This is a genomic window from Streptomyces sp. NPDC045021 (genome assembly GCF_056432645.1).
In genome coordinates this window covers 1-22,123 of record NZ_JBWKIQ010000003.1, presented here as the reverse complement: position 1 = coordinate 22,123, position 22,123 = coordinate 1, and the positions used below count along the sequence as shown (strand labels likewise).

The window sequence follows — 22,123 nt, the reverse complement described above, 5'->3', positions numbered from 1 at the left end:
GGTGCCGCCATGGCGGCCAAGATCCTCATCGTCACCGGCGACGCGGCGGAGTCGCTGGAGGTCCTCTACCCCTATCAGCGGCTGCTGGAGGAGGGTTACGAGGTCCACATCGCCGCGCCCACCCGCAAGCGGCTGCGTTTCGTCGTCCACGACTTCGAGGACGGCTTCGACACCTACACCGAGAAGCCCGGCTACACCTGGATGGCCGACCTGTCCTTCGCCGAGATCGACCCCGGGCAGTACGTCGCGCTGGTGGTCCCCGGCGGCCGGGCCCCGGAGTACCTGCGCAACGACCCCGAGCTGCTCAAGGTGCTGAAATCGTTCTTCGACGCCGACAAGCCCGTCGCCCAGATCTGCCACGGCCCGCTCATCACCGCGGCCGTCGGCGCGCTCAGCGGACGCCGGGTGACCGCCTATCCGGCGCTGGAGCTGGACATGCAGAGCGCCGGCGCCGACTTCCAGGACTCCGAGGCCGTGGTCGACGGCGTGGTCGTCTCGGCCCGTGCCTGGCCTGACCACCCGGCCTGGATGCGCGAATTCATCAAGATCCTGCGCGAGAAGGCGCCCGTCACCGGGCAGTGAGCCGGCCGGCGGCCTCCACGGCCTCCGCGAGCGAGTCCACCACCGGCACCCCGGCCGCCACGAGGCTGGCCCGGCTGTGCGAGCCGCCGGTGTAGAGAACGGCGTGCGCGCCCGCGTGGGCCGCGGCCAGCGCGTCGTCCACCGCGTCGCCGATCACGACGACGCGGTCGGGCGCGACGCCCTCCAGGGCGGCGAGGTGGCGGACCATCTGCTCGGCCTTGCCGCCGCCGGACGGGCCGGTCGCGCCGTCCATCCGGACGAAGTGCCGCTCGATGCCGTGGGTCCGCACGATCGGTATCAGGAGGTCGTGCGGGGCCAGCGAACAGAGCGACTGGGTCAGCCCCGCGAGCTGCTGGGCGGCCAGCAGCTCGGCCGCGCCCTCGGCGAGACCGCAGCGCCCCGCCCGCTCCCAGTAGTGACGGTGGAACGCCTCGTCCATCACCAGCCACTCCGCGTCCGTGGGCAGCCGGCCGAGCAGCCGCTCGTAGAACTTCGGCACCGGGACGCAGTACAGCTCGCGGTAGCGGTCCAGCGTGATCGGGGACAGGCCGAGTTCGGCGAAGGAGGCGTTCGTGGCCTCCAGCACCGCGTCGATGTCGTGGAAAAGGGTCCCGTTCCAGTCCCACACCAGATGAGCGTTCACGGTAACGACGTTACCCGGCGGGTACGACAAGCCCCGCGGCCGCAGGTGATCGCGGCCGGCACCGGCGGTGGTCGCAGACACGAAAGGGTGCTTCTCGGCGTGTGCCTCGGCGTGGTTCTCGGCGGTTCGGGGCGGTACCCCGTTCACACCGCGCCGTGCCCGGGGCTCAGCCGATCAGGTTGGGGATCTCCTGCGTCGCGTACCAGAGCAGTTCGTGGTCCTCGGCTCCGTCGACGGTGAACTGGGCGTCGTCGTCGCCCGCGTCGGCCGCGCCCAGCGCCAGTGCGGCGGCGGTCACGTCCTGCTCGGCGTCGGTGGCGTCCAGGTGTACGGCGGCGGCATCGCTCATCGCCACGACGGCGGCCAGCCGGACCTCGCCGAGCGCGGCGGGGTCCAGACCACGGTCCGGGTCGAAGGAGACGGCCGACTCCGGCACGTCCACCGCGATCACGATGCGGCGGCGCGGGGCGTCGGGGTTCACGGCGAGCTGCCGCAGCGACGCCTGGGCGGCCCGGGTCAGAGCCGCGTACTCCAGCTCCTCGATGTCGTCGGTGACGTACCACTCGCGGAGGCTGGGGGTGACCGCATAGGCGTCCAGCGGTGCGGGGCCCAGCTCGCCCGCCTTGTGGGCCTCGGCCAGGCCGGACACGGTCGTGGGGATGTAGACGCGCATGGCGGTCAGCATACGTGCGTAACGGCGCGACCACGCGGATAGGTGAACCGCCCGCCCGCGCCCCGCGCCGGCGGACTGCGTTGCCCGCGTGCCCGGTGCCCCGTACAACCGGGTTACCGAACGGTAGAAACCGCTGGACCGGGCAGTCCCCGGGTGAACCGGCGGAACCCGGCGGAAACCGACAGCACCGCAACCACGGGGGTACCACCATGGTCGTCACCTCACCCGCGTCCGCCCGTCCCGGCCCCTCCCGTGCCCGCCGGTCCGGGCCGCCGAACCGGCACGACCACCGGCGCCCGCCGGTCCGGGCGGGCCGGCCCGCCGCCGTTCCACCGCACCTGTGGTTCGCCGGCCGGCTGCTCACCGTCCTCACCGGGCGGCGGCCCATCAGCTGCCTGGCCGGCCGGGTCCGCGGCCCCGCCTACGACCGGCTCTGGGAGCTGGTGTCCGCCCGCGCCGACTGGCAGCGCCGGGCCCGCGGGGAGGCACCGTACGTCCACAGCTGCCAGGTCGCACGGCAGCACGACGGCGCCCTGGAGGTGACGGCCGTCGTCTCGCTGGCCCGCGACGCCTTCCGCGCCATCGCCTTCCGGCTGGAGCGCGGCCCGGCGGGCGGGGCCGGAGACGGGGCGGGAGGGGGTGTCTGGCGCTGCACCGCGGTCGAGGCCCGCTGACGGTGCGGTCCGCCCGTCCCGGCGCTGCGTCCGGGCACCGCACGCCGCCTGGGAACGCGGCCGGGGCCGGGCCCCCGCGATGGGAGCCCGGCCCCGGCCGGTGCTTCGATTGGTGCCGCGCGGCTCTCGTGCCGCGTGCCCGCGCTACTTCTTGCGGCGCTTGCCACCCTTGGCGGCCTTGCGGCGCTCCGCGCGCGTCTGGCCGTCCCCGTCGGAACCGCCGCTCTCGCTCTCGAAGTCGCCCTCGACGACACCGCCCTCGCCGTCCACCGAAGGAGCGGAGAAGTGCAGCCGGTCCGCCCGCTTCGGGGCCTCCAGGCCCTTGGCGCGGATCTCGGGGCGGGCGTCCTTGACGAGCGACGGCACCGCGTCCTCGACCGGAACCTCCTCGACCTGCTGCTCGACCTGGACGTCCAGGTTGAACAGGTAGCCGACGGACTCCTCCTTGATGCCCTCCATCATGGCGGTGAACATGTCGAAGCCCTCGCGCTGGTACTCCACCAGCGGGTCGCGCTGCGCCATGGCGCGCAGCCCGATGCCCTCCTGGAGGTAGTCCATCTCGTAGAGGTGCTCGCGCCACTTGCGGTCCAGCACCGACAGGACCACGCGTCGCTCCAGCTCGCGCATGACGTCACCGGAGAGCTGCGCCTCGCGCTCCTCGTACTGCTCGGTGATGTCGTCCTTGACCGTCTCGGCGATGAACTCGGCGGTGATGCCGGCCCGGTCGCCGGCCGCGTCCTCCAGGTCCTCGACGGTGATCTTGATCGGGTAGAGCTGCCCGAAGGCATTCCACAGCCGGTCCAGATCCCAGTCCTCGGCGAAGCCGTCCTTCGTCTCGGCGTCGATGTACGCCTCGATCGTGTCGTCCATGAAGTGCCGCACCTGCTCGTGCAGGTCCTCGCCCTCCAGGACGCGGCGGCGCTCGCCGTAGATGACCTCGCGCTGGCGGTTGAGCACCTCGTCGTACTTCAGGACATTCTTGCGGATCTCGAAGTTCTGCTGCTCGACCTGCGACTGGGCCGAGGCGATCGCCCGCGTCACCATCTTGTTCTCGATCGGGACGTCGTCCGGCACATTGGCCATCGACATCACGCGCTCGACCATCTGCGCCTTGAACAGGCGCATCAGGTCGTCGCCGAGGGAGAGGTAGAAGCGGGACTCGCCCGGGTCGCCCTGACGGCCGGAGCGGCCGCGCAGCTGGTTGTCGATGCGGCGGGACTCGTGGCGCTCGGTGCCCAGCACGTACAGGCCGCCGAGCTCCTTGACCTCTTCGAACTCGGCCTTGACGGCCGCCTCGGCGCGCTGCAGCGCCGCGGGCAGGTCCGCGGCCCACTCCTCGACGTGCTCGACCGGGTCCAGGCCGCGCTGGCGCAGCTCGGCCTCGGCCAGGTCCTCGGGGTTGCCGCCGAGCTTGATGTCGGTACCACGGCCGGCCATGTTCGTGGCGACGGTGACCGCGCCCTTGCGGCCGGCCTGGGCGACGATGGACGCCTCCCGGTCGTGCTGCTTGGCGTTCAGCACCTCGTGCGGGACACCGCGCTTGGACAGCTGCGCCGACAGGTACTCGGACTTCGCGACCGAGACGGTGCCGACCAGGACCGGCTGGCCCTTCTCGTGCTTCTCGGCGATGTCCTCGACGACCGCCGCGAACTTCGCCTCTTCCGTACGGTAGATCAGGTCCGCCCGGTCCAGCCGCGCGAGGTCGCGGTTGGTCGGGATCGGGACGACACCGAGCTTGTAGATCTGGTGGAACTCGGCGGCCTCGGTCATGGCCGTACCGGTCATGCCGGAGAGCTTGTCGTAGAGGCGGAAGAAGTTCTGCAGGGTGATCGTGGCGAGGGTCTGGTTCTCGTCCTTGATGTCCACCCCTTCCTTCGCCTCGATCGCCTGGTGCATGCCCTCGTTGTAGCGGCGGCCCGCGAGGATACGGCCGGTGTGCTCGTCAACGATCATGACTTCGCCGTCCATGACGACGTAGTCCTTGTCGTTCTTGTAGAGCTCCTTGGCCTTGATCGCGTTGTTCAGGTAACCGACGAGCGGGGTGTTCACCGACTCGTAGAGGTTGTCGATGCCGAGCCAGTCCTCGACCTTGGTGACGCCGCTCTCGTGGATGGCGACCGTGCGCTTCTTCTCGTCGACCTCGTAGTCGCCGGTCTCCTCGACGCCGATGCTGCCGGCCTCGCCCCGGTTCAGGCGCTTCACGAGGCGCGCGAAGTCGGCGTACCACTTGGTCGCCTGGTCGGCGGGGCCGGAGATGATCAGCGGGGTACGGGCCTCGTCCACGAGGATCGAGTCGACCTCGTCGACGATCGCGAAGTTGTGGCCGCGCTGCACCAGCTCGTCCTTCGACCACGCCATGTTGTCGCGCAGGTAGTCGAAGCCGAACTCGTTGTTGGTGCCGTACGTGATGTCGCAGTTGTACATCTCGCGGCGCTGCGCCGGCGACATGTTCGCCAGGATGCAGCCGACCTCGAGGCCGAGGAATTTGTGCACCCGGCCCATCCACTCCGAGTCACGCTCGGCGAGGTAGTCGTTGACGGTGATGAGGTGGACGCCCTTGCCGGAGATCGCGTTCAGGTACGCGGGCAGGGTGCCGACCAGGGTCTTGCCCTCGCCGGTGCGCATCTCCGCGACATATCCGAGGTGGAGAGCGGCGCCGCCCATCATCTGGACGTCGTAGTGGCGCTGGCCGAGCACGCGCTTGGAGGCCTCGCGGACCGTGGCGAACGCCTCGGGAAGCAGGTCGTCCAGGCTCTCGCCGCCCTCGAACCGCTCCTTGTACTCGTCGGTGAGGGCCCGCAGCTCGGCGTCCGTCAGATTGACGAAGTCCTCTTCAATGGAATTGACCTGGTCCGCGATGCGGTGCAGCTTGCGCAGGATCTTGCCTTCGCCTGCACGCATGAGCTTATTGAAGACGGACACGTAGGCTGGCTCCTTGCCGGTCGGGCCTGGCACGTAATCTCGCGCTGGGCACAGCGGGATGCACTCCGCCGCAACGGCCATCGTAAGCGAGGACACCAGCAGGCCGGGAGGGCCGTCAGCACACCGGTCCCTCGTCACCCCGCGTAGTGATACAAATCGCTTTTTCAACCGGCCCGGCGGTCAGGAATACTCCGCTCATGGAGCCGATCACCCTGACCACGGAACGCCTGGTCCTGCGCACGCTGGAGCCGGCCGACGCCGACGCGGTGTACCAAGCCTGCCAGGACCCCGAGATCCCCCGCTGGACCAGCGTCCCGTCGCCGTACACCCGCCAGGACGCGGCGGACTTCTGCGGCCCGGTGAGCGCCCAGGGGTGGGCGGACGACATCCTCTACAACTTCGGCGCCTTCACCCGGGACGGCGGCACGCTGGTCGGGTCGATCGGGCTGGTGCGGCTCGGGAAGATGGGCGCTCCCGACCACCAGGCCGAGCTCGGCTACTGGGCGGTCAAGGAACACCGCGGCCGCGGCTACACGGTGGAGGCCGGTCTCCAGGTGTGCCGGTGGGCCTTCACCGACCTCGGCGTGGAGCGCATGGAGTGGTTCGCGGACGCGGGCAACGAGGGGTCGCGCGCGGTCGCGCGCAGGATCGGCTTCGTCATGGAGGGCACCATGCGAGCCAAGATCGTCCACAACGGCACGCGGCGGGACTGCTGGACCGGTTCGCTGCTCCCCTCGGACCTGGGCCTGCCGCTGGCGACGCCGTATCTGCCCTTCCCGGGCGAGTAGCCGCCCTCCCTTCCCGCGAGTAGCCGCTTCCGCGGGCCGGCAGGGCCCCCGGCGCGGCGCAGGGACTTTCGGCGGCGGGCGCGGCGGCGGTACGGGTTCGCGGGCGCCAGCGGGCCCGGGGCATTGTCAGTGGCGCGTTCTAGGCTCTCCGGCATGACACCGCTGCCCCGCCCCGTAGCCACCCTGTCCGCGGACGACGCCCGCCGGATCGCCCTGCGCGCGCAGGGTCTGCTCGGCGTACCGGACCGGCGCGCCGGGGTCCGCGGGGTGCTGCGCCGGCTGGGAGCGGTCCAGCTCGACACCATCTCCGTGCTGGCACGGTCGCACGAGCTCATTCCGTACGCGCGGCTGGGCGCGGTGGGCCGGGACGCCGTCGAGAAGGCGTACTGGACCGAGTCGCACGCGTTCGAGTACTGGTCGCACGCCGCCTGCATCCTGCCCATCGAGGAGTGGCCGCACTTCGCCTTCCGACGCCGCGCCCGGCGGGACCGCGGCCACCGCTGGCACGTGCTGGAGGACGCGGACCGCTCGTGCGGCGCCGTGCTGGACCGGCTCAAGGCCGACGGTCCGCTCACCTCCACGGAACTGGGCGGCGCCAAGAACGGCGGCCCCTGGTGGGACTGGTCGGAGACGAAGATCGCGGTGGAGTGGCTGCTCGACACCGGCCAGGTGGTCTGCACCGAGCGGCGCGGCTGGAAGCGCGTCTACGACCTGGCGGAGCGCGCCATTCCCGACGCCCTGCTGCACGACGACCTCGATGACGCCGAGTGCATGCGGCGGCTCGTGGCGCAGGCCGGGGCGGCGATGGGGGTGGCCACCCGCGCCGACCTCGCGGACTACCACCGGCTCAAGGGCGAGCAGGTGACGGCGGTGATAGAGAGCTCCGGGCTGGTCCCGGTGGAGGTCGAGGGCTGGGGAAAGCCCGCCTGGGCCGACCCGCTGGTGCTGGACGCCGAGTCCGCCGCGAAGCGCGGCCGGCACCGTACGACCCTGCTCTCCCCGTTCGACTCACTGGTCTGGGACCGACCGCGCACCGAGCGGATCTTCGGTTTCACCCACCGGCTGGAGGCGTACGTCCCGAAGCCGAAGCGCGTCCACGGCTACTTCGCGATGCCGCTGCTGGCGGGCGGCAATCTGGTGGGCCGGGTGGACCCGGCACGCGAGGGCACCACCCTTGTGGCCCGGCAGGTGACGCTCGACGGCCCGAAGGCGGTGCAGCCGGCGGCCGAGGCGATCGCCGAGGCGGCGGGCTGGGTCGGCTGCGTGGAGGCGCGGGTGGAGCGGGTGCTGCCGGAAACGCTGCGGGAGCCGCTGGCGGACGCGTTGCGCCGGACCCACGACCGCCGCTGACCGGCGCACAACGCCCTTGCTCGGCGCCGGCGCCGTCCGCGGCGGGCGGCATCCGCTGATGGCGCCATCCCGTGCCGGTTACCGGATTTCGAGGATCTTCTCGCGCATCGCGTAGACCACGGCCTCCATCCTGGAGTGCAGCTGCAGCTTCTCCAGGATGTTGCGCACGTGGTTCTTCACGGTGTTCTCGCTGATGAACAACTGCTTGGCGATGTCACGGTTGTTCAGACCGGTCGCCACGAGCTTGAGCACTTCCAGCTCCCGGTCGGTGAGCCGCGGCGCGGGCACCAGCCGCCGCTCGTCCGTCCGCTGGATCATCGACTTGAACTCGGTGAGGAGCTTGGACGCCATCGAAGGGCTGATCTGCGACTGGCCGTCGGCCACCGCGCGAATGGCGGTGGCGACCTCGTCCGTGGAGATCTCCTTGAGCAGATATCCCGTCGCGCCGGCCTTGATCGCTTCGTAGAGGTCAGCCTCTTCATCGCTTATCGTCAACATGATGATCTTGGCGCTGGGGGCGACCTCCTTGATCGAGGTGCAGGCCTCGATGCCGCCGCGCCTTGGCATCCGGACGTCCATCAGCACGATGTCGGGCAGCAGGTCGGCGGCCTTCTCCACCGCCTCGGCGCCGTCCCCCGCCTCGCCGATGACCTGGATGTCCTCCTCCTGGGCGAGGACGATCTCCAACCCTCGGCGGAACAGGGCGTGATCGTCGACGACCAACACCCTGATGGGCTCCTTGCGGGGCGCCTCCAGGTGGTCCCTCGCAGGGGCGTGCCCCTCGTCGCTGATGTCTGCGGGCTCGAAGCTGTCCGGCATCAGATCCTCCCCCTCAGGCCAGAGTTGGCAGCTTGGCCCATGCTTTCATGTCCGGGACCTGTCCGGGGTGCGGCGTCGCCCCCGGGAGAACCCCGGGGGCGACGCCATCAGTAGTGCGTTTCAGCCGGAAATCAGCGGCGTAGCGCGCCGCCCGCGCCTGCGGGCGCCTCCTCGGCGGACGGGTCCGCCTTCAGGTGAATGACTCCGTAGTCGTAGCCGTGCCGCCGGTAGACGACACTCGGTGAGCCCGTGTCGGAGTCGATGAACAGATAGAAGTCGTGCCCGACCAGCTCCATCTCGTAGAGGGCCTGGTCGAGCGCCATTGGCGCGGCGGCGTGCGTCTTCTCGCGCACCACCAGCGGGCCGTCCCCCTGTACCTCGAGCGACCCGATCCGGGTCGTCGGTACGGCGTTCTCCGCGGCCGGTGCGGGTGCCGAGCCGTTCAGCCCGGTGAGCGAGGCGGTGGCCTGGGCGACACTGGTCGGCGTACGTCCGCCGCCATGGTGCACCCGTCGCTTGTCGGCCGCCTTGCGCAGCCGCGCCTCCAACTTGGCCACCGCGAGGTCGAGCGCGGCATACGGATCGGCCGCAGAGGCCTCGGCTCGCACCACGGGGCCGCGGGTGTTCAGTGTGATCTCCACCCGGTCGGAACGGTCCGACTGGCGGGGGTTGAGCTCTTTGGACACCTCGACGTCAAGGCTGATCACCTTGCCGTCGAGCTTCTGGATCTTGTCCAGCTTCTCGGTCACGTGCTTCCGGAACCGATCAGGCACATCGGTCTTGCGGCCCTTGATGACGATGTCCACTCAGAACTCCGTTCCGGATCGCTCCGAACACGCGGAGCGCATCCCATTCGCTTAGGCCGGCCGGGCACCTGTCCCGTCCGGCGCTGCGTCAGCTGCTGCCTCTCCTGCCCCGGAATTCCCCGGAGCCACCGAAGCTGCCGCTTTCACCTCCTTCTCCCCCACCGGCAAGATCAACACCCCACGATGTTCACCTTGCCTCACAACCGAACATAGTCCTGGAGAGCGGAGGTCGGCATCCCCAGCATCGCTATACCTCCGTTCGGGTGAACGCCCGGCTGTACTGGCTGCAACGATGTGTTTCCGGCCAAAGTTCCGCTTCCGCCGGCCCGGCGACCACCGCCGCACCGGCGATCCGGCCGCCGGCCGCTTCCACCGCCCGCGCCGCCGCGGCCAGCGAGGCCCCGGTCGTCATCAGATCGTCCACCAGCACCACAGGAGCCACCGCCAGCAGCCTGTGACCACCCCTCGCGACCACTACAGCACCCGACAGGTTCTCCAGCCGCTCGCGCCCGCTCAGCCGCGCCTGGTCGGCGACCGCCCGCCGCTGGCGCAGCACCGCGGCCACCCGCGCCCGCTGCCCCGATCGCCGCAGTTCCCTGGCCGCGCACAGCGCGATCCGCCGGGTGGCGTCGTGCCCCCGGGCCGCGACCGTCCGCCGCGCGGACGGCACCGGCACCAGAAGCAACGGCCCCACGACGCCCACCTTCAGCGCCGCCCCGGCCAGAGCCGCGCCCAGCGGCCGGGCCAGCCCCAGAGCGCCGCGTTCCTTGTGCGCGAGCACCACTGCCCGCACCTCGTCGGCGTACGTCCCCGCGGCGTGGATCATCGGCAGCCCGCCCGGCGCCGGATCCGGCCGCACCCGCCGCACGGCCGCCCCGTCCGGCGAGCCCAACAGCTCTCCGCACGCACCGCACAGGGCCGTGCGCGGCCTGCCGCATCCCGCGCAGTCGACCGGCAGGACCAGTCCGGCGAACTCCCGCCACCACGCCCGCATGGCCACCACTGTGCCCGCTGCGGGGCGCCGCCACCAGACCCCCGCCCAGCCTGTGGAAAACCCTCGCGGGAGGACGGCCGGAGCCCGGCCGGACGTCAGCCCGGGTAGACCGGCCCTATGCCCTTCGCCGCGATCTGCTTCCAGTTCGCGTCCTGCGCCAACAGCCGGTAGATACCGCCCTTGTACGCCGCCAGCAGCGGCTTCGTCTGGTCCTCGGACGCCGCCACCGAGGCCGCGTCACTGATACCCGGCAGGGCCGGCGTGGACGGCAATGAGCCGTCCGTGTTCATGTACTGGATCTGCTGCAGACCACCCGACTCGGTCCCGACCACCAGCAGCCGGCTGCCGCCCGCCCAGGACGCCGCGGTGACGTCCTCCAGCTGCGGTGTCACACCCTTCAGCGCCGTCACCGTGATCACGGGCACCTCCGCCGTCCCGGACCGCTCGATCCGGCCGAGCTTCAGCGTCGTCCGGCCGTCCCTCTTCACCAGCATCGCGATCCGCGTCCCGTCCGGAGCGACGCGCAGCGACTGGATCCGCCCGTCACCGAGATCCGGCACGGGGACCTCGCGAGGCTCGCCCGTACCCTCGCTGAGCATCAGCAGCCGGGACCGCGGACCGTCGCGGTCGGCCACCCACAAGTTGCCGTAGCCGTCCCAGCTGGGCGCGCTCAGACCGTCGTTCGCCGCATGCGCGGAGCTGGTCAGCGCCACCCGGCCCGGATCGGCGGAGCTCTTGGAGATGCTCGCGACGACCAGGTCGCGCCCGCCGGTCCTGACCCCGGCCGCGAACTGCTCGTCCCGCCTCACCGCTGCCGACACCAGTTTCGCCGTGGCCCCGCCGAGCACGCCCGGCACGGGCTCAGCCAGTGAACTGTTGTCGTCGGGCAGCGCGACGAGCTGCTGGTGGTCGTCGATGAAGAACTGCCGGGGCGACGATCCGCTCAGGGTCTCGGGCAGAAACGGCTTGGCCCGTTCGTCCGACAGGGTGCACGCCGAGTCGCCGTTCGCGCGCTGCACCTCCACCGAGGTGATCTTCGTCGCCGACTGGCTCTGCGCCGTGGGCAGCAGCTGTGCCGCCAGCAGCTGGCACTGCGCCGCGCCCATCCGGTCCGCCCTCGCGTTCAGCCGCACCCTCAGGTGCTGCGAATCGTCGAGGGAGACGCCGTGGTCCGCGTCCTTGGTGTAGAGCGCCACGCCCTTGGGAGCCTGGGAGCGCACCACCGGGCCGAGCCAGTCGGTCGGCCCGCCGAGCATCGCCGACACCGCCGACTCCAGCGAATTTATCCGTCGCCGCAGGTACACCGGATCGGCCACCAGCGTGGCCTGACCCGTACCGGGCGTCCCGAGGTTGGCGAAGTAGTACATGTTGACGGAGTGGTAGATCCGCTGGAAGTCGGACTCGGTGAGGACCAGCCCGTTGTCGACCGAGTCAATCCGCCACTCGTTCTTCTCCTTCACCAACAAGAAGGAGGTGTGGAACGTCGTTCCGTCGCCCGATGTGTAGGCGTGCTTCTCGTCCACCGCCGCGACCTGGGTACCGCTCAGCCCGAACGAGTGGTAGCCCTCCTTGCGCGCGGTCCCGACCTGCTCCTCGACCGGCGACGGGCCGCCCGAGAGCACCGTGATCTTCGCGAACGGGTCCCAGCGCTGGGCCATCGCCGTCGTCAGGTACTCCTTGGCCGTCGCGTACTCGGCCTCGTCACTGGTGGTCGCCTCCAGGAAGCCGCGCACGATCTGGTCGGGGTACTCGCCGGCCTGCGGCTTGATCCCGAGCACCTGCACCTGCTGGTCCGAGTCGGCGCTCTGCTCTCCGGCGACCTTGTGCACCTCGCCGCTGCCCGGCATCGAGGCGCACCCCGCGAGCAGCACCGCGCAGACCAGCGGCAGCCACAGCCGGGCCCGCCGGCTGCCCCATCGGCTCTGCCGCTCCCCCATCGCCCGCATCAGCGTTCGTCCTCCCGTACGGCGTCCCCCGGGACGCCCGACTCGTGCCCCACCACTCGCGACCCGTTCCCGGGCAGCGCCGCGGGGTTCGCGGACGGCGGCCGCGCCGGGGCGGACGGCATGGGCGGCAGCGCGGGCGACAGCGAGGAGGCGCGCGGCGGCGGCATCGGTGGTGCGTCCGGCCGCGGCGGCACACCGGAAGCGTTCAGACCGCGATTGCGCCGGGAGTCCTCGGGCTCCAGCGCGATCGGTGAGCCGCGCAGGCTCTCGCCCGCCGTACGCGGCAGCGTCATACGGAACTGCGAGCCGCCGCCGGGCTCGCCCCACGCCTGCAGCCACCCGCCGTGCAGCCGGGCGTCCTCCACCGCGATCGACAGGCCGAGGCCCGTTCCGCCGGTGGTACGGGCGCGCGCCGGATCGGCGCGCCAGAATCGGTTGAAGACCCGGGTCGCCTCACCGGGCTTGAGTCCTACGCCGTAGTCCCGTACGGCGACGGCGACCGCCCCGTCGGCCGTCGCCAGCCGGATCACCACATCGCGGCCCTCGCCGTGCTCCACGGCGTTGACCACGAGGTTGCGCAGGACGCGCTCGACCCGGCGCGGGTCGGCCTCCGCTATCACCGGCTGCTCGTCGCCCCTGACGATCACCCGGCTGCCCTTGCGATCGGACAGCGGCTCGGCAGCTTCCACCACCCGCCGCACCACGTCACGCAGGTCGATCGGCTCGGCGGACAGGTCCGCGGCGCCCGCGTCGAACCGGCTGATCTCCAGCAGGTCGGAGAGCAGCCCCTCGAACCGGTCGAGTTGGCTGCCGAGCAGTTCCGCGGAGCGCGCGGTCACCGGGTCGAAGTCCTCGCGGGCGTCATGGATGACATCCGCGGCCATCCGGACGGTGGTGAGCGGCGTCCGCAGTTCGTGCGAGACGTCGGAGACGAAGCGGCGCTGCAGCCGGGACAACTCCTCCAGCTGCTGGATCTTGATCTGCAGGGTCTGCGCCATCTTGTTGAACGACTCGCCGAGCCGCGCGATGTCGTCCTCACCGGAGACCTTCATCCGCTCCTGGAGCCGGCCGGCGGCGAGCCGCTCGGAGATCCCGGCGGCCATCCTGACCGGCGTGACGACCTGGCGGGTGACCAGCCAGGCGATGGCCCCGAGCAGCACCACGACGAAGATCCCGGCGGTCGCCAGGGTGCGCTTGACCAGCCCGAGGGTGGTCTCCTCCTGGTCGAACGGGAAGAGGTAGTAGAGCTGGTACGGCTTGCCGTTCACATCGCTCAGCCGCTTGCCGATGACCAGCGCGTTCTCCGGTCGCGGATCGTTCTCCCGCTTGATCGTCGCGTATGTCTCGTGCGACCCGGAACGCGTCTCCACGCTGTCCCGCAGGTCCTGCGGAATGCTGTCATCGGGCAGCACCAGGCCCGAGGTGCGCGGACCGCGGGCATCGGCCCCGTCGCCGGTCCCGGGGCTCAGCGCGACGACCGAGTAGACGCCCTTGCCGCCACTGGCGAGCTGGCCGACCAGGTTGTTCAGCCAGGTGCCGGAGTCGATCATCCCGCGGGTGGCCCCACCGCCCGCGACCGGAACGGCGTCCCGCTCCTTCTCCTTGTCGGCTTGCGCCTGCGCCACGGAGAAGCCGCCGCTCGCCTGGCCCCGCGACGCCTGCTCCTTCGCGTCGAGCAGGCCGTTCTTCACCTGGCCGATGACGACCACGCCCAGCAGCAGCACGACACCCAGCGACATCAGCAGCGTCACCGCCACCACCCGCAGCTGGATATTGCGCCGCCACAGCCGGACAGCGGGCAGCAGCGGACGGCGTGCCCAGCGCACGCACGAGCGCAGCACCGGCAGCAGACCGCTCAGCGGGTCCGCATGCCGGCTCTCCAAGCGCTCACGCTCGTACGACGCCGACATGTCAGCCCGGACCCGCCTTGTAGCCGACGCCGCGGACGGTCACCACGATCTCGGGGCGCTCGGGGTCCTGCTCGACCTTGGAGCGCAGCCGCTGAACGTGCACATTGACCAGCCGGGTGTCCGCGGCGTGCCGGTAACCCCACACCTGCTCCAGCAGCACCTCGCGGGTGAACACCTGCCAGGGCTTGCGGGCGAGCGCGACCAGCAGGTCGAACTCCAGCGGGGTCAGCGCGATCGGCTGGCCGTCCCGCTTGACCGAGTGCCCGGCCACGTCGATGACGAGGTCACCGATGGCGAGCTGCTCGGGCGTCGGTTCCTCCGCCCGCCGCAACCGGGCCCGGACGCGTGCGACCAGCTCCTTCGGCTTGAACGGCTTGACGACGTAGTCGTCGGCGCCGGACTCCAGACCCACCACGATGTCGACCGTGTCGCTCTTCGCGGTGAGCATGACGATAGGTACCCCGGACTCCGCACGGATCAGGCGGCATACATCGATGCCGTCCCGACCCGGGAGCATGAGGTCGAGGAGAACCAGATCAGGCTTGGTCTCCCGGAAAGCGGCAAGGGCCTTGTCACCGTCTGCTACGAACGACGGCTCAAAACCTTCACCACGCAGCACGATGCCGAGCATCTCGGACAGTGCGGTGTCGTCATCGACGACCAGGACTCGACCCTTCATTGCATCATCATCCCATTGTCGTAACCGTTTGATCGACCAGCGTGTTAATGGTCACCCCATCCTCGGGCGTGTCTGCCCAGGTCAGCCACTGACCTGCGGTATCGCGCCGCGTTGAAAAATGGCGTATAGGTCACACCGGACCTGCGCAGTGACGCCAGTGCATGATCTCGCCACTCACGGTAGAACCGTGCGCCAGAGCCACCGCACAGGTTACGCAGCGCAAGCGCGAGACGGTGCCGGCCCTCACTCCGCGCGGGAAGCGCACATCACCCTCAGTGCGTCCGCCGTGACGGGAGAAACGACGCCGTTCTCCGTGACGATGGCCGTGATCAGTTCCGGCGGCGTGACGTCGAACGCGGGGTTGTAAGCCTGAGCCCCGAGCGGCGACCCCAGATCCGTCACCTCATGGCCCGGGCGCTGCTCCACCTCGATCGCGGCCCCGTCAGGAGTCGCCAGATCGACCGTCGTGCACGGTGCCACCACGATGAACGGCACGTTGTGGTACCGGGCGAGCACGGCCAGCGGATAGCTGCCGATCTTGTTCGCCGTCGAACCGTCGGCGGCGATACGGTCCGCGCCGATCAGCACCGCGTCGACCTCGCCCGCGGTGAAGAGCGAACCGGCCGCGTTGTCGGTGAGCACGGTGTACGGCATGCCGGCGCGCGCCGCCTCGTACGCGGTCAGCCGCGCCCCCTGCAGCAGTGGCCGGGTCTCGTCGACCCACAACCGGCGCAGCTCACCGGAGCGGTGCACCGCCAGGACGACGGCGAGTGCCGTGCCCTCGCCGCCGGAGACCAGGGCCCCGGTGTTGCAGTGGGTCAGGATCCGGTAGCCACCGCCGGGTGCCAGCTCCGCGAGCAGCTCGGCGCCGAGGCGGGCCATGGACGTACTGGCCGCCGCATCCTCGGCGTGCAGCGCACGCGCCTCGGCGAGCACGGCAGCCGCTGCCGCGTCCAGGCCGTCGGCCGCTACCGCCCGGTACACCTCCATCGCGCGGCGCACCCCGTACGCCAGGTTGACGGCGGTCGGCCGGGCGCCCGCGAGCAGCTCCGCCGCCTCGTCCACGTCATAGCCGCGCGCCGCGGCCAGGGCCACTCCGTAGGCCCCGGCCAGACCCAGGAGCGGTGCGCCGCGCACCGCGAGATCGCGGATCGCCTGGACCAAGGCCGGCACATCGGTGCAGACCAACTCCACCTCCTCGACCGGCAGCCGGGTCTGGTCGAGGAGCACCAGCACCGGCCCTTCCGGTGGTTCCTCCCATCGGAGCGCGGGAACTACGGCGGCCACCGGTATCGAGAACTGATCACCCATCTGCCCAGTCTGCCCTGCCGGGCCCCACCGGCGGCAGCCCATGGCACGATGGCCAGCACACTGAACGCAGGCGAAGGGGCAGCAGCGATGAACGACACTCCGGGCTGGGCATCGCCCGGATCCTCCGACTCCGACGAGTCGGAGCGCGGCAACAGTCCCCAGGCACCGCCCCCGCCCCCACCCCCGGCTCCGGCTCCGGCTCCGGAGGACGCGGCTCCGAACTGGTCCAAGCAGCAGCCCCCGCCCAACCAGTGGTCCGCTCCGGCCGGGGGCGGCTGGGGCAGCCCGCCTCCGCCGCCCCCGCAGCCCGGCCCCGGCTGGGGCGGTGCCCCGGGCGGCTGGCAGTCGGCGCCCTGGGGCAGGCCCCCGGCGGCCAAGCCCGGCGTGATCCCGCTCCGCCCGCTGGGCGTCGGTGAGATCCTCGACGGCGCGGTCTCCACCATGCGCGCCCACTGGCGGGTCGTCCTGGGCATCGCCCTGGCCGTCGCCCTGGTCACCCAGGCCGTACTCGTCGTCGTCCAGGGCCTGTTCCTGAACGAGAACTCGGACTTCAGCCGGGTACAGAAGGACCCGAACGCGACATCGGGCGAGATCCTGCGGTCAGCCGGCGGCGCTCTCGCCGGTTCGGGCATCGCGGCCCTGATCAGCCTGCTCGCCATGATCTTCGCGACCGCGATGCTCACCATGGTGGTCAGCCGCGCGGTACTGGGCCGCCCGGTCACCACCGGCGAGGCCTGGCACGACTCCCGTCCCCAGCTGCTCCGCCTGCTCGGACTGACCCTGCTGCTGCCGCTGCTCGCCGGTCTGATCATCGCGGTGGGGACCGTACCGGGCATCGTGATCATCGCGCTGGGCGGTACCAACGGCGGTATCTTCCTCGCCGTGATCGGCGGCCTCGCGGCCTGCGTCGTGGCGATCTGGCTGTCTGTCCGCTGGAGCCTGGCCTCCCCCGCGCTCATGCTGGAGAAGCAGGGCGTCATCACCTCCATGAAGCGCTCCATGAAACTGGTCCGCGGCTCCTGGTGGCGGATCCTCGGCGTCCAGCTGCTCGCCTGGCTCCTGGTCAGCATCGTCTCCGGGATCATCCAGACGCCGTTCACCATCCTCGCCAGTGCCGTCAGCGGCGACGGCATGCCCTCCCTCATGTCCGGAACCGCGGACGTCGGCTGGACCTTCCTCGTCATCTCCGCCATCGGCGCCGTCATCGGCACTGCCATCACCCTCCCCATCAGCGCGGGCGTCACCGCCCTGCTCTACATGGACCAGCGGATCCGCCGCGAGGCCCTCGACATCGAACTGGCCCGCGCCGCAGGCCTCCCCGGCTACGGCGACACCCCGCCCTCGGACCGCACCACTCCCGAGAGCTGACCCCAGGTGTCGGGGGACGCACCGGTCACCACCCCGCGCGACGCCGCCCGCGAAGCGGCCGAGCGCGAGCTGTCCAAGGGGATCTACCACCAGCACGACCCGAGCCTGTTCCAGCGCGCCCTGGACTGGTTCTGGGACAAGGTCGACGACCTCCTGACGGCAGCCTCCGGCGCCACCCCGGGCGGCGGGGTGGGGCTCCTGGCCATCGCCCTGACCGTCGTACTGCTGCTGGTCGCCCTGCGCTGGCGGCTCGGCAAGGTACGGCAGATCTCCACCGGCGGACCCGGCCTGTTCGGTGACCGCCCCCGCACCGCCGCAGAACACCGCGCTGCCGCCGAACAGCACGCCGCCGCCCGCAGATGGACCGAGGCGTCCCAGGAACGGATGCGCGCCCTCGTCCGCGCCCTGGAAGAGCGGACCGTCCTCGACCCGCGCCCGGGCCGCACCGCCGACGAGGCCGCCGCGGACGCCGGCCGCGCCCTGCCCGCCCACTCCACCGCACTGGGCGACGCCGCCCGGCTCTTCGACGACCTCACCTACGGCGGCCGCACCGGCACCGAGCAGACGTACACGGTCCTGTGCGACCTCGACACCCAACTGCAGCGAGCCAAACCACAGTTCGCCGATGCCGGGGACGCCCGCCCATGACCACTCCCCTCACCGAAGCACCCGCCCCGGACACCTCGGCCGACAGACCGGCCGACCCGGTCGACACGTCGGTCTCGCCCACTGCCCGCCAGTTGTGGACCCGCTCGCGCGCCCTCCTGGCAGCCGCGCTCGCCGTGCTCATCTTCGGCATCGGCTATGCCGCGCTGCGCTCCGGCGAGAGCCACGGCGCACTGGACCCCCGCTCCGCCGACCCCGCGGGCAGCCGCGCGGTCGCCCAACTCCTGGCGGCCCAGGGCGTCACCACCACCGTCGTGACCACCACCGACGAGGCCACCGCCGCCCTCGACAGGGAGACCACCCTGCTCGTGGCCGTCCCCGACCTGCTCACCGCACATCAGAAGTCCCTCCTCCACAGCGCCGCCGAACAGTCCGGCGGCCGTACCGTCCTCGTCTCCCCCGGCCCCTCCGCGGCCGAGGCACTCGCCCCCGGCGTCCGGTCCCTCGGGCCCACCGACACCCGGACCCTCACCCCGCAGTGCTCTCTGTCCAGCGCGACCCGCGCGGGCGACGTCGAGCTCGGCGGCGTCGAGTACACGACCTCCGTCCCCGGCGCCGACCGTTGCTATCCCAGCGGCGGCAACCCCACCCTGATCCGGCTGCCCAACGCCGGCAGCGGCGACACCGTCGTCCTCGGCTCCGCCGACCTCCTCACCAACAACCGCCTCGACGAGCAGGGCAACGCCTCCCTCGCCCTCCAACTCCTCGGCGCCCACCCGAAACTGGTCTGGTACCTCCCCTCCCTCAGCGACGCCTCCGCACTCACCGGCGAGCGCAAGAGCTTCTTCGACCTCATCCCCGACGGTTGGAGCTGGGGCCTCCTCCAGTTGCTGATCGCCGCCATCCTCACCGCGCTCTGGCGGTCCCGCCGACTCGGCCCGGTCATCGCCGAACGACTCCCCGTGGCGGTGCACGCCTCCGAAGCCACCGAAGGCCGCGCCCGCCTCTACCGCCGGGCCAACGCCCGTGCCAGGGCCGCCGAAGCACTGCGCCAGGCCACCCGCGATCGGCTCGCGCCGATCGTCGGCATCTCCCCGGCACCCGCCCCCGAGGCCCTCACCGCAGCCGTCGCCGCCCTGCTCGGAAGCCCCGGCCCCGGCACTTCCCATCCCGACCCCGGCGCGCTCCTCTACGGCCCGCCACCCTCCGACGACGCGGCCCTGCTGCGTCTGGCCGACGAACTCGACGCCCTTGAGCGCCGGATCACTTCCACAGAGAGGTACGCAACTCCGTGAGCGCCCCGACAGCCGACAGTGCCCGCGCCTCGCTCGAGGCCCTGCGCACCGAAATCGCCAAGGCCGTCGTCGGCCAGGACGCAGCAGTCACCGGCCTGGTGGTCGCCCTGCTCTGCCGCGGCCATGTCCTTCTGGAAGGCGTCCCCGGAGTCGCCAAGACCCTCCTGGTCCGCGCCCTGGCTGCCTCGCTCCAACTGGAGACCAAGCGCGTCCAGTTCACGCCCGACCTCATGCCCGGTGACGTCACCGGTTCCCTCGTCTACGACGCCCGCACCGCCGAGTTCTCCTTCCAGCCCGGCCCGGTCTTCACCAACCTCCTGATCGCCGACGAGATCAACCGCACACCGCCCAAGACCCAGGCCTCCCTCCTTGAAGCGATGGAAGAACGCCAGGTATCGGTCGACGGCACCCCGCGCCTCCTCCCCGACCCGTTCCTCGTCGCAGCCACCCAGAACCCGGTCGAGTACGAGGGGACCTATCCCCTCCCCGAAGCCCAACTCGACCGATTCCTGCTGAAGCTGATCCTTCCGCTGCCCTCCCGAGCCACCGAGATAGACGTCCTCACCCGGCACGCGGAAGGCTTCAACCCCCGGGACCTCGCGGGCGCCGGCCTGCGTCCGGTCGCCGGCCCCGACGACCTCGAAGCCGCCCGCTCCGCCGTCGCCAAGACGTCCGTCTCCCCCGAAATCACCGGCTACATCGTCGACCTCTGCCGAGCCACCCGAGAATCCCCCTCCTTCACCCTCGGTGTGTCACCGCGTGGGGCGACCGCTCTGCTGGCGACCTCCCGTGCCTGGGCCTGGCTCACCGGCCGCGACTACGTCACTCCCGACGACGTCAAGGCACTCGCGCTGCCCACCCTCCGCCACCGGGTGCAACTCCGGCCCGAGGCCGAGATGGAGGGCGTGACGGCCGACTCGGTCATCACCGCGATCCTCGCCCACGTCCCCGTGCCCCGCTAGGCCGGCAGGAACAACCCATGGCCCTCACCGGACGTACCGCCCTTCTCGCCGCAATCGGCGCCCTCGCCGTCGGCCTGCTGCTCCCCGGCTGGAGCGGCATCCTCGCTGTCGAAGGCGTTCTTCTCCTCGGAATTCTGTGCGACCTCGCGCTCGCCGCGCCAGTGCGAAAGCTCCATTTCACTCGAATCGGTGACACATCCGTTCGACTCGGTGAAACCGCGAGCGTCACGCTGACCGTCACCAACCCCAGCGGCCGACCGCTGCGGGCCCTGCTGCGCGACTCCTGGCCGCCCAGCAGCTGGCGGCCGGGCACCGAAGTCGCCGCTTCCCGGCACCGGTTGGTGGTCCCGCCCGGCGAGCGCCGCCGCGTCACGACCGTGCTGCACCCCACCCGCCGCGGCGACCGCCGGGCCGAACGCGTCATCGTGCGGTCGCACGGTCCGCTCGGCCTCGCCGCCCGCCAGGGCTCGCACAACATCCCGTGGACCGTCCGCGTCCTGCCGCCCTTCACCAGCCGCAAGCACCTGCCCTCACGACTGGCACGGCTCCGCGAACTCGACGGCCGTACCTCACTTCTGATCCGCGGTCAGGGCACCGAATTCGACTCGCTTCGTGAGTACATCCCCGGCGACGACACCCGCTCCATCGACTGGCGCGCGAGCGCCCGCCGCTCGACCGTCGCCGTCCGCACCTGGCGACCGGAACGCGACCGGCACATCCTCATCGTGCTCGACACCAGCCGAACCTCGGCCGGCCGGGTCGGTGACGCTCCCCGCCTCGACGCCGCCATGGATGCCGCGCTGCTGCTCGCCGTCCTGGCCGGAAGGGCCGGCGACCGCGTGGACCTCCTCGCCTACGACCGCGCCACCCGCGCCTCCGTCCAGGGCCGCAGCACCACCGACATGCTTCCGGCCCTCGTCAACGCGATGGCGCCGATCGAACCCGAACTGGTCGAGTCCGACGCCAGGGGCCTGGTCGCCGCGATCCTGCAGCGCGCCCCGCGCCGGTCCCTCGTCGTCCTGCTCACCGGCCTCGACGCGGCTCCGATGGAAGAGGGCCTGCTTCCCGTACTGCCGCAGCTCACCCATCGGCACGAAGTCCTCATCGCGTCCGTGGCCGATCCCCGCATCGAGGAAATGGTGCGGGGTCGCGGCACCCTGGACGCCGTCTACGCGGCCGCGGCCGCGGAACAGTCGCGCGCCGAACGCCGCCGCACCGGCCGCCGCCTCTCCCGGCACGGCATCACCGTCGTCGACGCCCCGCCGGTGGACATCGCGCCCGCCCTGGCGGACGCATACCTGGCCCTGAAGGCCGCCGGCCGCCTGTAGGACCCGGAGAAAGTCATGCGGGCACCTGGAAGGTTCCCCTGGAGAGCTCGGGCTCCGCCGCCCATGCCCTATGGGCGGAGCTCTGCAGGCACTGGTGCCGGTGCGGTGCCGGCACCGCAGAACCGCACCGGGAACGCAAAGAAGCCCCCAGGCAATAGCCTGGGGGCTTCTTCTCAATGATTGTTCGGCGGCGTCCTACTCTCCCACAGGGTCCCCCCTGCAGTACCATCGGCGCTGAAAGGCTTAGCTTCCGGGTTCGGAATGTAACCGGGCGTTTCCCTAACGCTATGACCACCGAAACACTATGAAGTTAACCAACCGGGTATCATCACGGTTCGTTACTTCAGAACTACACAGTGGACGCGAAGCAAAAATAGTTAGACAAGCCCTCGGCCTATTAGTACCAGTCAGCTCCACCCGTTACCGGGCTTCCACATCTGGCCTATCAACCCAGTCGTCTACTGGGA

19 protein-coding genes and 2 rRNA genes are annotated in these 22,123 nt (G+C 71.1%); 9 read left to right on the top strand and 12 right to left on the bottom strand.

All coding sequences use genetic code 11. The features are described 5' to 3' along the window. Positions 1–9 precede the first annotated feature (9 nt). Positions 10–582, top strand: a complete 573-nt coding sequence (locus AC07DC_RS11485; RefSeq protein ID WP_478914173.1) for a DJ-1/PfpI family protein — start codon at positions 10–12, stop codon at positions 580–582. Here AC07DC_RS11485 and AC07DC_RS11480 read toward each other — a convergent pair. After that, the gene (locus AC07DC_RS11480; RefSeq protein WP_478914171.1) at positions 569–1,225 is read right to left on the bottom strand and encodes an HAD family hydrolase; all 657 of its coding nucleotides are present in this window, start codon (positions 1,223–1,225) and stop codon (positions 569–571) included. The genes AC07DC_RS11485 and AC07DC_RS11480 overlap by 14 nt on opposite strands. 166 nt (positions 1,226–1,391) lie before the next feature. Continuing rightward, positions 1,392–1,898 (bottom strand): DUF6912 family protein, encoded by a 507-nt coding sequence (locus AC07DC_RS11475; RefSeq protein ID WP_478914169.1) that lies wholly within the window; start codon positions 1,896–1,898, stop codon positions 1,392–1,394. A gap of 209 nt (positions 1,899–2,107) precedes the next feature. On the opposite strand from AC07DC_RS11475, the gene AC07DC_RS11470 reads away from it, so the two are divergent. Then, a complete protein-coding gene (locus AC07DC_RS11470) occupies positions 2,108–2,572 on the top strand; it encodes an Rv3235 family protein (RefSeq protein WP_478914167.1) in 465 nt (154 codons plus the stop codon). A gap of 144 nt (positions 2,573–2,716) precedes the next feature. Here the strand turns inward: AC07DC_RS11470 and secA are convergent, their stop codons facing one another. Further along, positions 2,717–5,494 (bottom strand): preprotein translocase subunit SecA, encoded by a 2,778-nt coding sequence (gene secA, locus AC07DC_RS11465; RefSeq protein WP_478914165.1) that lies wholly within the window; start codon positions 5,492–5,494, stop codon positions 2,717–2,719. A gap of 197 nt (positions 5,495–5,691) precedes the next feature. On the opposite strand from secA, the gene AC07DC_RS11460 reads away from it, so the two are divergent. Together AC07DC_RS11460 and AC07DC_RS11455 are read left to right on the top strand one after the other, a co-directional pair. Further along, a complete protein-coding gene (locus AC07DC_RS11460) occupies positions 5,692–6,282 on the top strand; it encodes a GNAT family N-acetyltransferase (protein WP_478914163.1) in 591 nt (196 codons plus the stop codon). Positions 6,283–6,435: 153 nt separating this feature from the next. After that, positions 6,436–7,632, top strand: a complete 1,197-nt coding sequence (locus tag AC07DC_RS11455) for a winged helix-turn-helix domain-containing protein (RefSeq protein WP_478914161.1) — start codon at positions 6,436–6,438, stop codon at positions 7,630–7,632. 78 nt (positions 7,633–7,710) lie between these two features. Here the strand turns inward: AC07DC_RS11455 and AC07DC_RS11450 are convergent, their stop codons facing one another. From AC07DC_RS11450 to mtnA, 7 genes are all read right to left on the bottom strand, one after another. Next, positions 7,711–8,451, bottom strand: coding sequence for a response regulator (locus AC07DC_RS11450; protein WP_138358878.1), 741 nt, complete (start codon positions 8,449–8,451; stop codon positions 7,711–7,713). 131 nt (positions 8,452–8,582) lie between these two features. Beyond that, positions 8,583–9,257: a ribosome hibernation-promoting factor, HPF/YfiA family gene (hpf, locus tag AC07DC_RS11445; RefSeq protein ID WP_478914158.1), complete on the bottom strand. Its 675-nt coding sequence runs from the start codon at positions 9,255–9,257 to the stop codon at positions 8,583–8,585. 247 nt (positions 9,258–9,504) lie between these two features. Continuing rightward, positions 9,505–10,251, bottom strand: a complete 747-nt coding sequence (locus AC07DC_RS11440) for a ComF family protein (RefSeq protein ID WP_478914156.1) — start codon at positions 10,249–10,251, stop codon at positions 9,505–9,507. Between the two features lie 95 nt (positions 10,252–10,346). Further along, positions 10,347–12,197 carry an LpqB family beta-propeller domain-containing protein gene (locus tag AC07DC_RS11435; RefSeq protein WP_478914154.1) on the bottom strand — a complete coding sequence of 617 codons (1,851 nt, stop codon included), beginning with the start codon at positions 12,195–12,197 and terminating at the stop codon, positions 10,347–10,349. Further along, positions 12,197–14,107, bottom strand: a complete 1,911-nt coding sequence (gene mtrB, locus AC07DC_RS11430) for an MtrAB system histidine kinase MtrB (protein WP_478914152.1) — start codon at positions 14,105–14,107, stop codon at positions 12,197–12,199. The genes AC07DC_RS11435 and mtrB overlap by 1 nt, the downstream gene beginning before the upstream one ends. Before the next feature lies 1 nt (position 14,108). After that, the gene (gene mtrA, locus AC07DC_RS11425) at positions 14,109–14,786 is read right to left on the bottom strand and encodes a two-component system response regulator MtrA (RefSeq protein ID WP_478914150.1); all 678 of its coding nucleotides are present in this window, start codon (positions 14,784–14,786) and stop codon (positions 14,109–14,111) included. Between the two features lie 243 nt (positions 14,787–15,029). Beyond that, positions 15,030–16,097 (bottom strand): S-methyl-5-thioribose-1-phosphate isomerase, encoded by a 1,068-nt coding sequence (gene mtnA, locus AC07DC_RS11420; protein ID WP_478914148.1) that lies wholly within the window; start codon positions 16,095–16,097, stop codon positions 15,030–15,032. An 87-nt stretch (positions 16,098–16,184) separates the two neighbouring features. Here mtnA and AC07DC_RS11415 point away from each other — a divergent pair, with 87 nt between their 5' ends. From AC07DC_RS11415 to AC07DC_RS11395, 5 genes are read left to right on the top strand one after another with little or no spacing between them, the layout of a single operon-like run. Continuing rightward, positions 16,185–17,465: a DUF7847 domain-containing protein gene (locus tag AC07DC_RS11415; protein ID WP_478914146.1), complete on the top strand. Its 1,281-nt coding sequence runs from the start codon at positions 16,185–16,187 to the stop codon at positions 17,463–17,465. 6 nt (positions 17,466–17,471) lie between these two features. Beyond that, on the top strand, positions 17,472–18,113 hold the full coding sequence (locus AC07DC_RS11410) for a DUF4129 domain-containing protein (RefSeq protein WP_478914144.1): 642 nt from the start codon (positions 17,472–17,474) through the stop codon (positions 18,111–18,113). Continuing rightward, positions 18,110–19,366 carry a DUF4350 domain-containing protein gene (locus AC07DC_RS11405; RefSeq protein WP_478914142.1) on the top strand — a complete coding sequence of 419 codons (1,257 nt, stop codon included), beginning with the start codon at positions 18,110–18,112 and terminating at the stop codon, positions 19,364–19,366. The genes AC07DC_RS11410 and AC07DC_RS11405 overlap by 4 nt, the downstream gene beginning before the upstream one ends. After that, positions 19,363–20,328: an AAA family ATPase gene (locus AC07DC_RS11400; protein WP_478914140.1), complete on the top strand. Its 966-nt coding sequence runs from the start codon at positions 19,363–19,365 to the stop codon at positions 20,326–20,328. Before AC07DC_RS11405 ends, AC07DC_RS11400 begins: the two co-directional genes overlap by 4 nt. A 17-nt stretch (positions 20,329–20,345) precedes the next feature. Beyond that, on the top strand, positions 20,346–21,656 hold the full coding sequence (locus AC07DC_RS11395) for a DUF58 domain-containing protein (protein ID WP_478914138.1): 1,311 nt from the start codon (positions 20,346–20,348) through the stop codon (positions 21,654–21,656). Between the two features lie 182 nt (positions 21,657–21,838). Here AC07DC_RS11395 and rrf read toward each other — a convergent pair. Beyond that, positions 21,839–21,955, bottom strand: a 5S ribosomal RNA gene (gene rrf, locus AC07DC_RS11390). 78 nt (positions 21,956–22,033) lie between these two features. Then, positions 22,034–22,123, bottom strand: a 23S ribosomal RNA gene (locus tag AC07DC_RS11385); the annotation flags it as partial.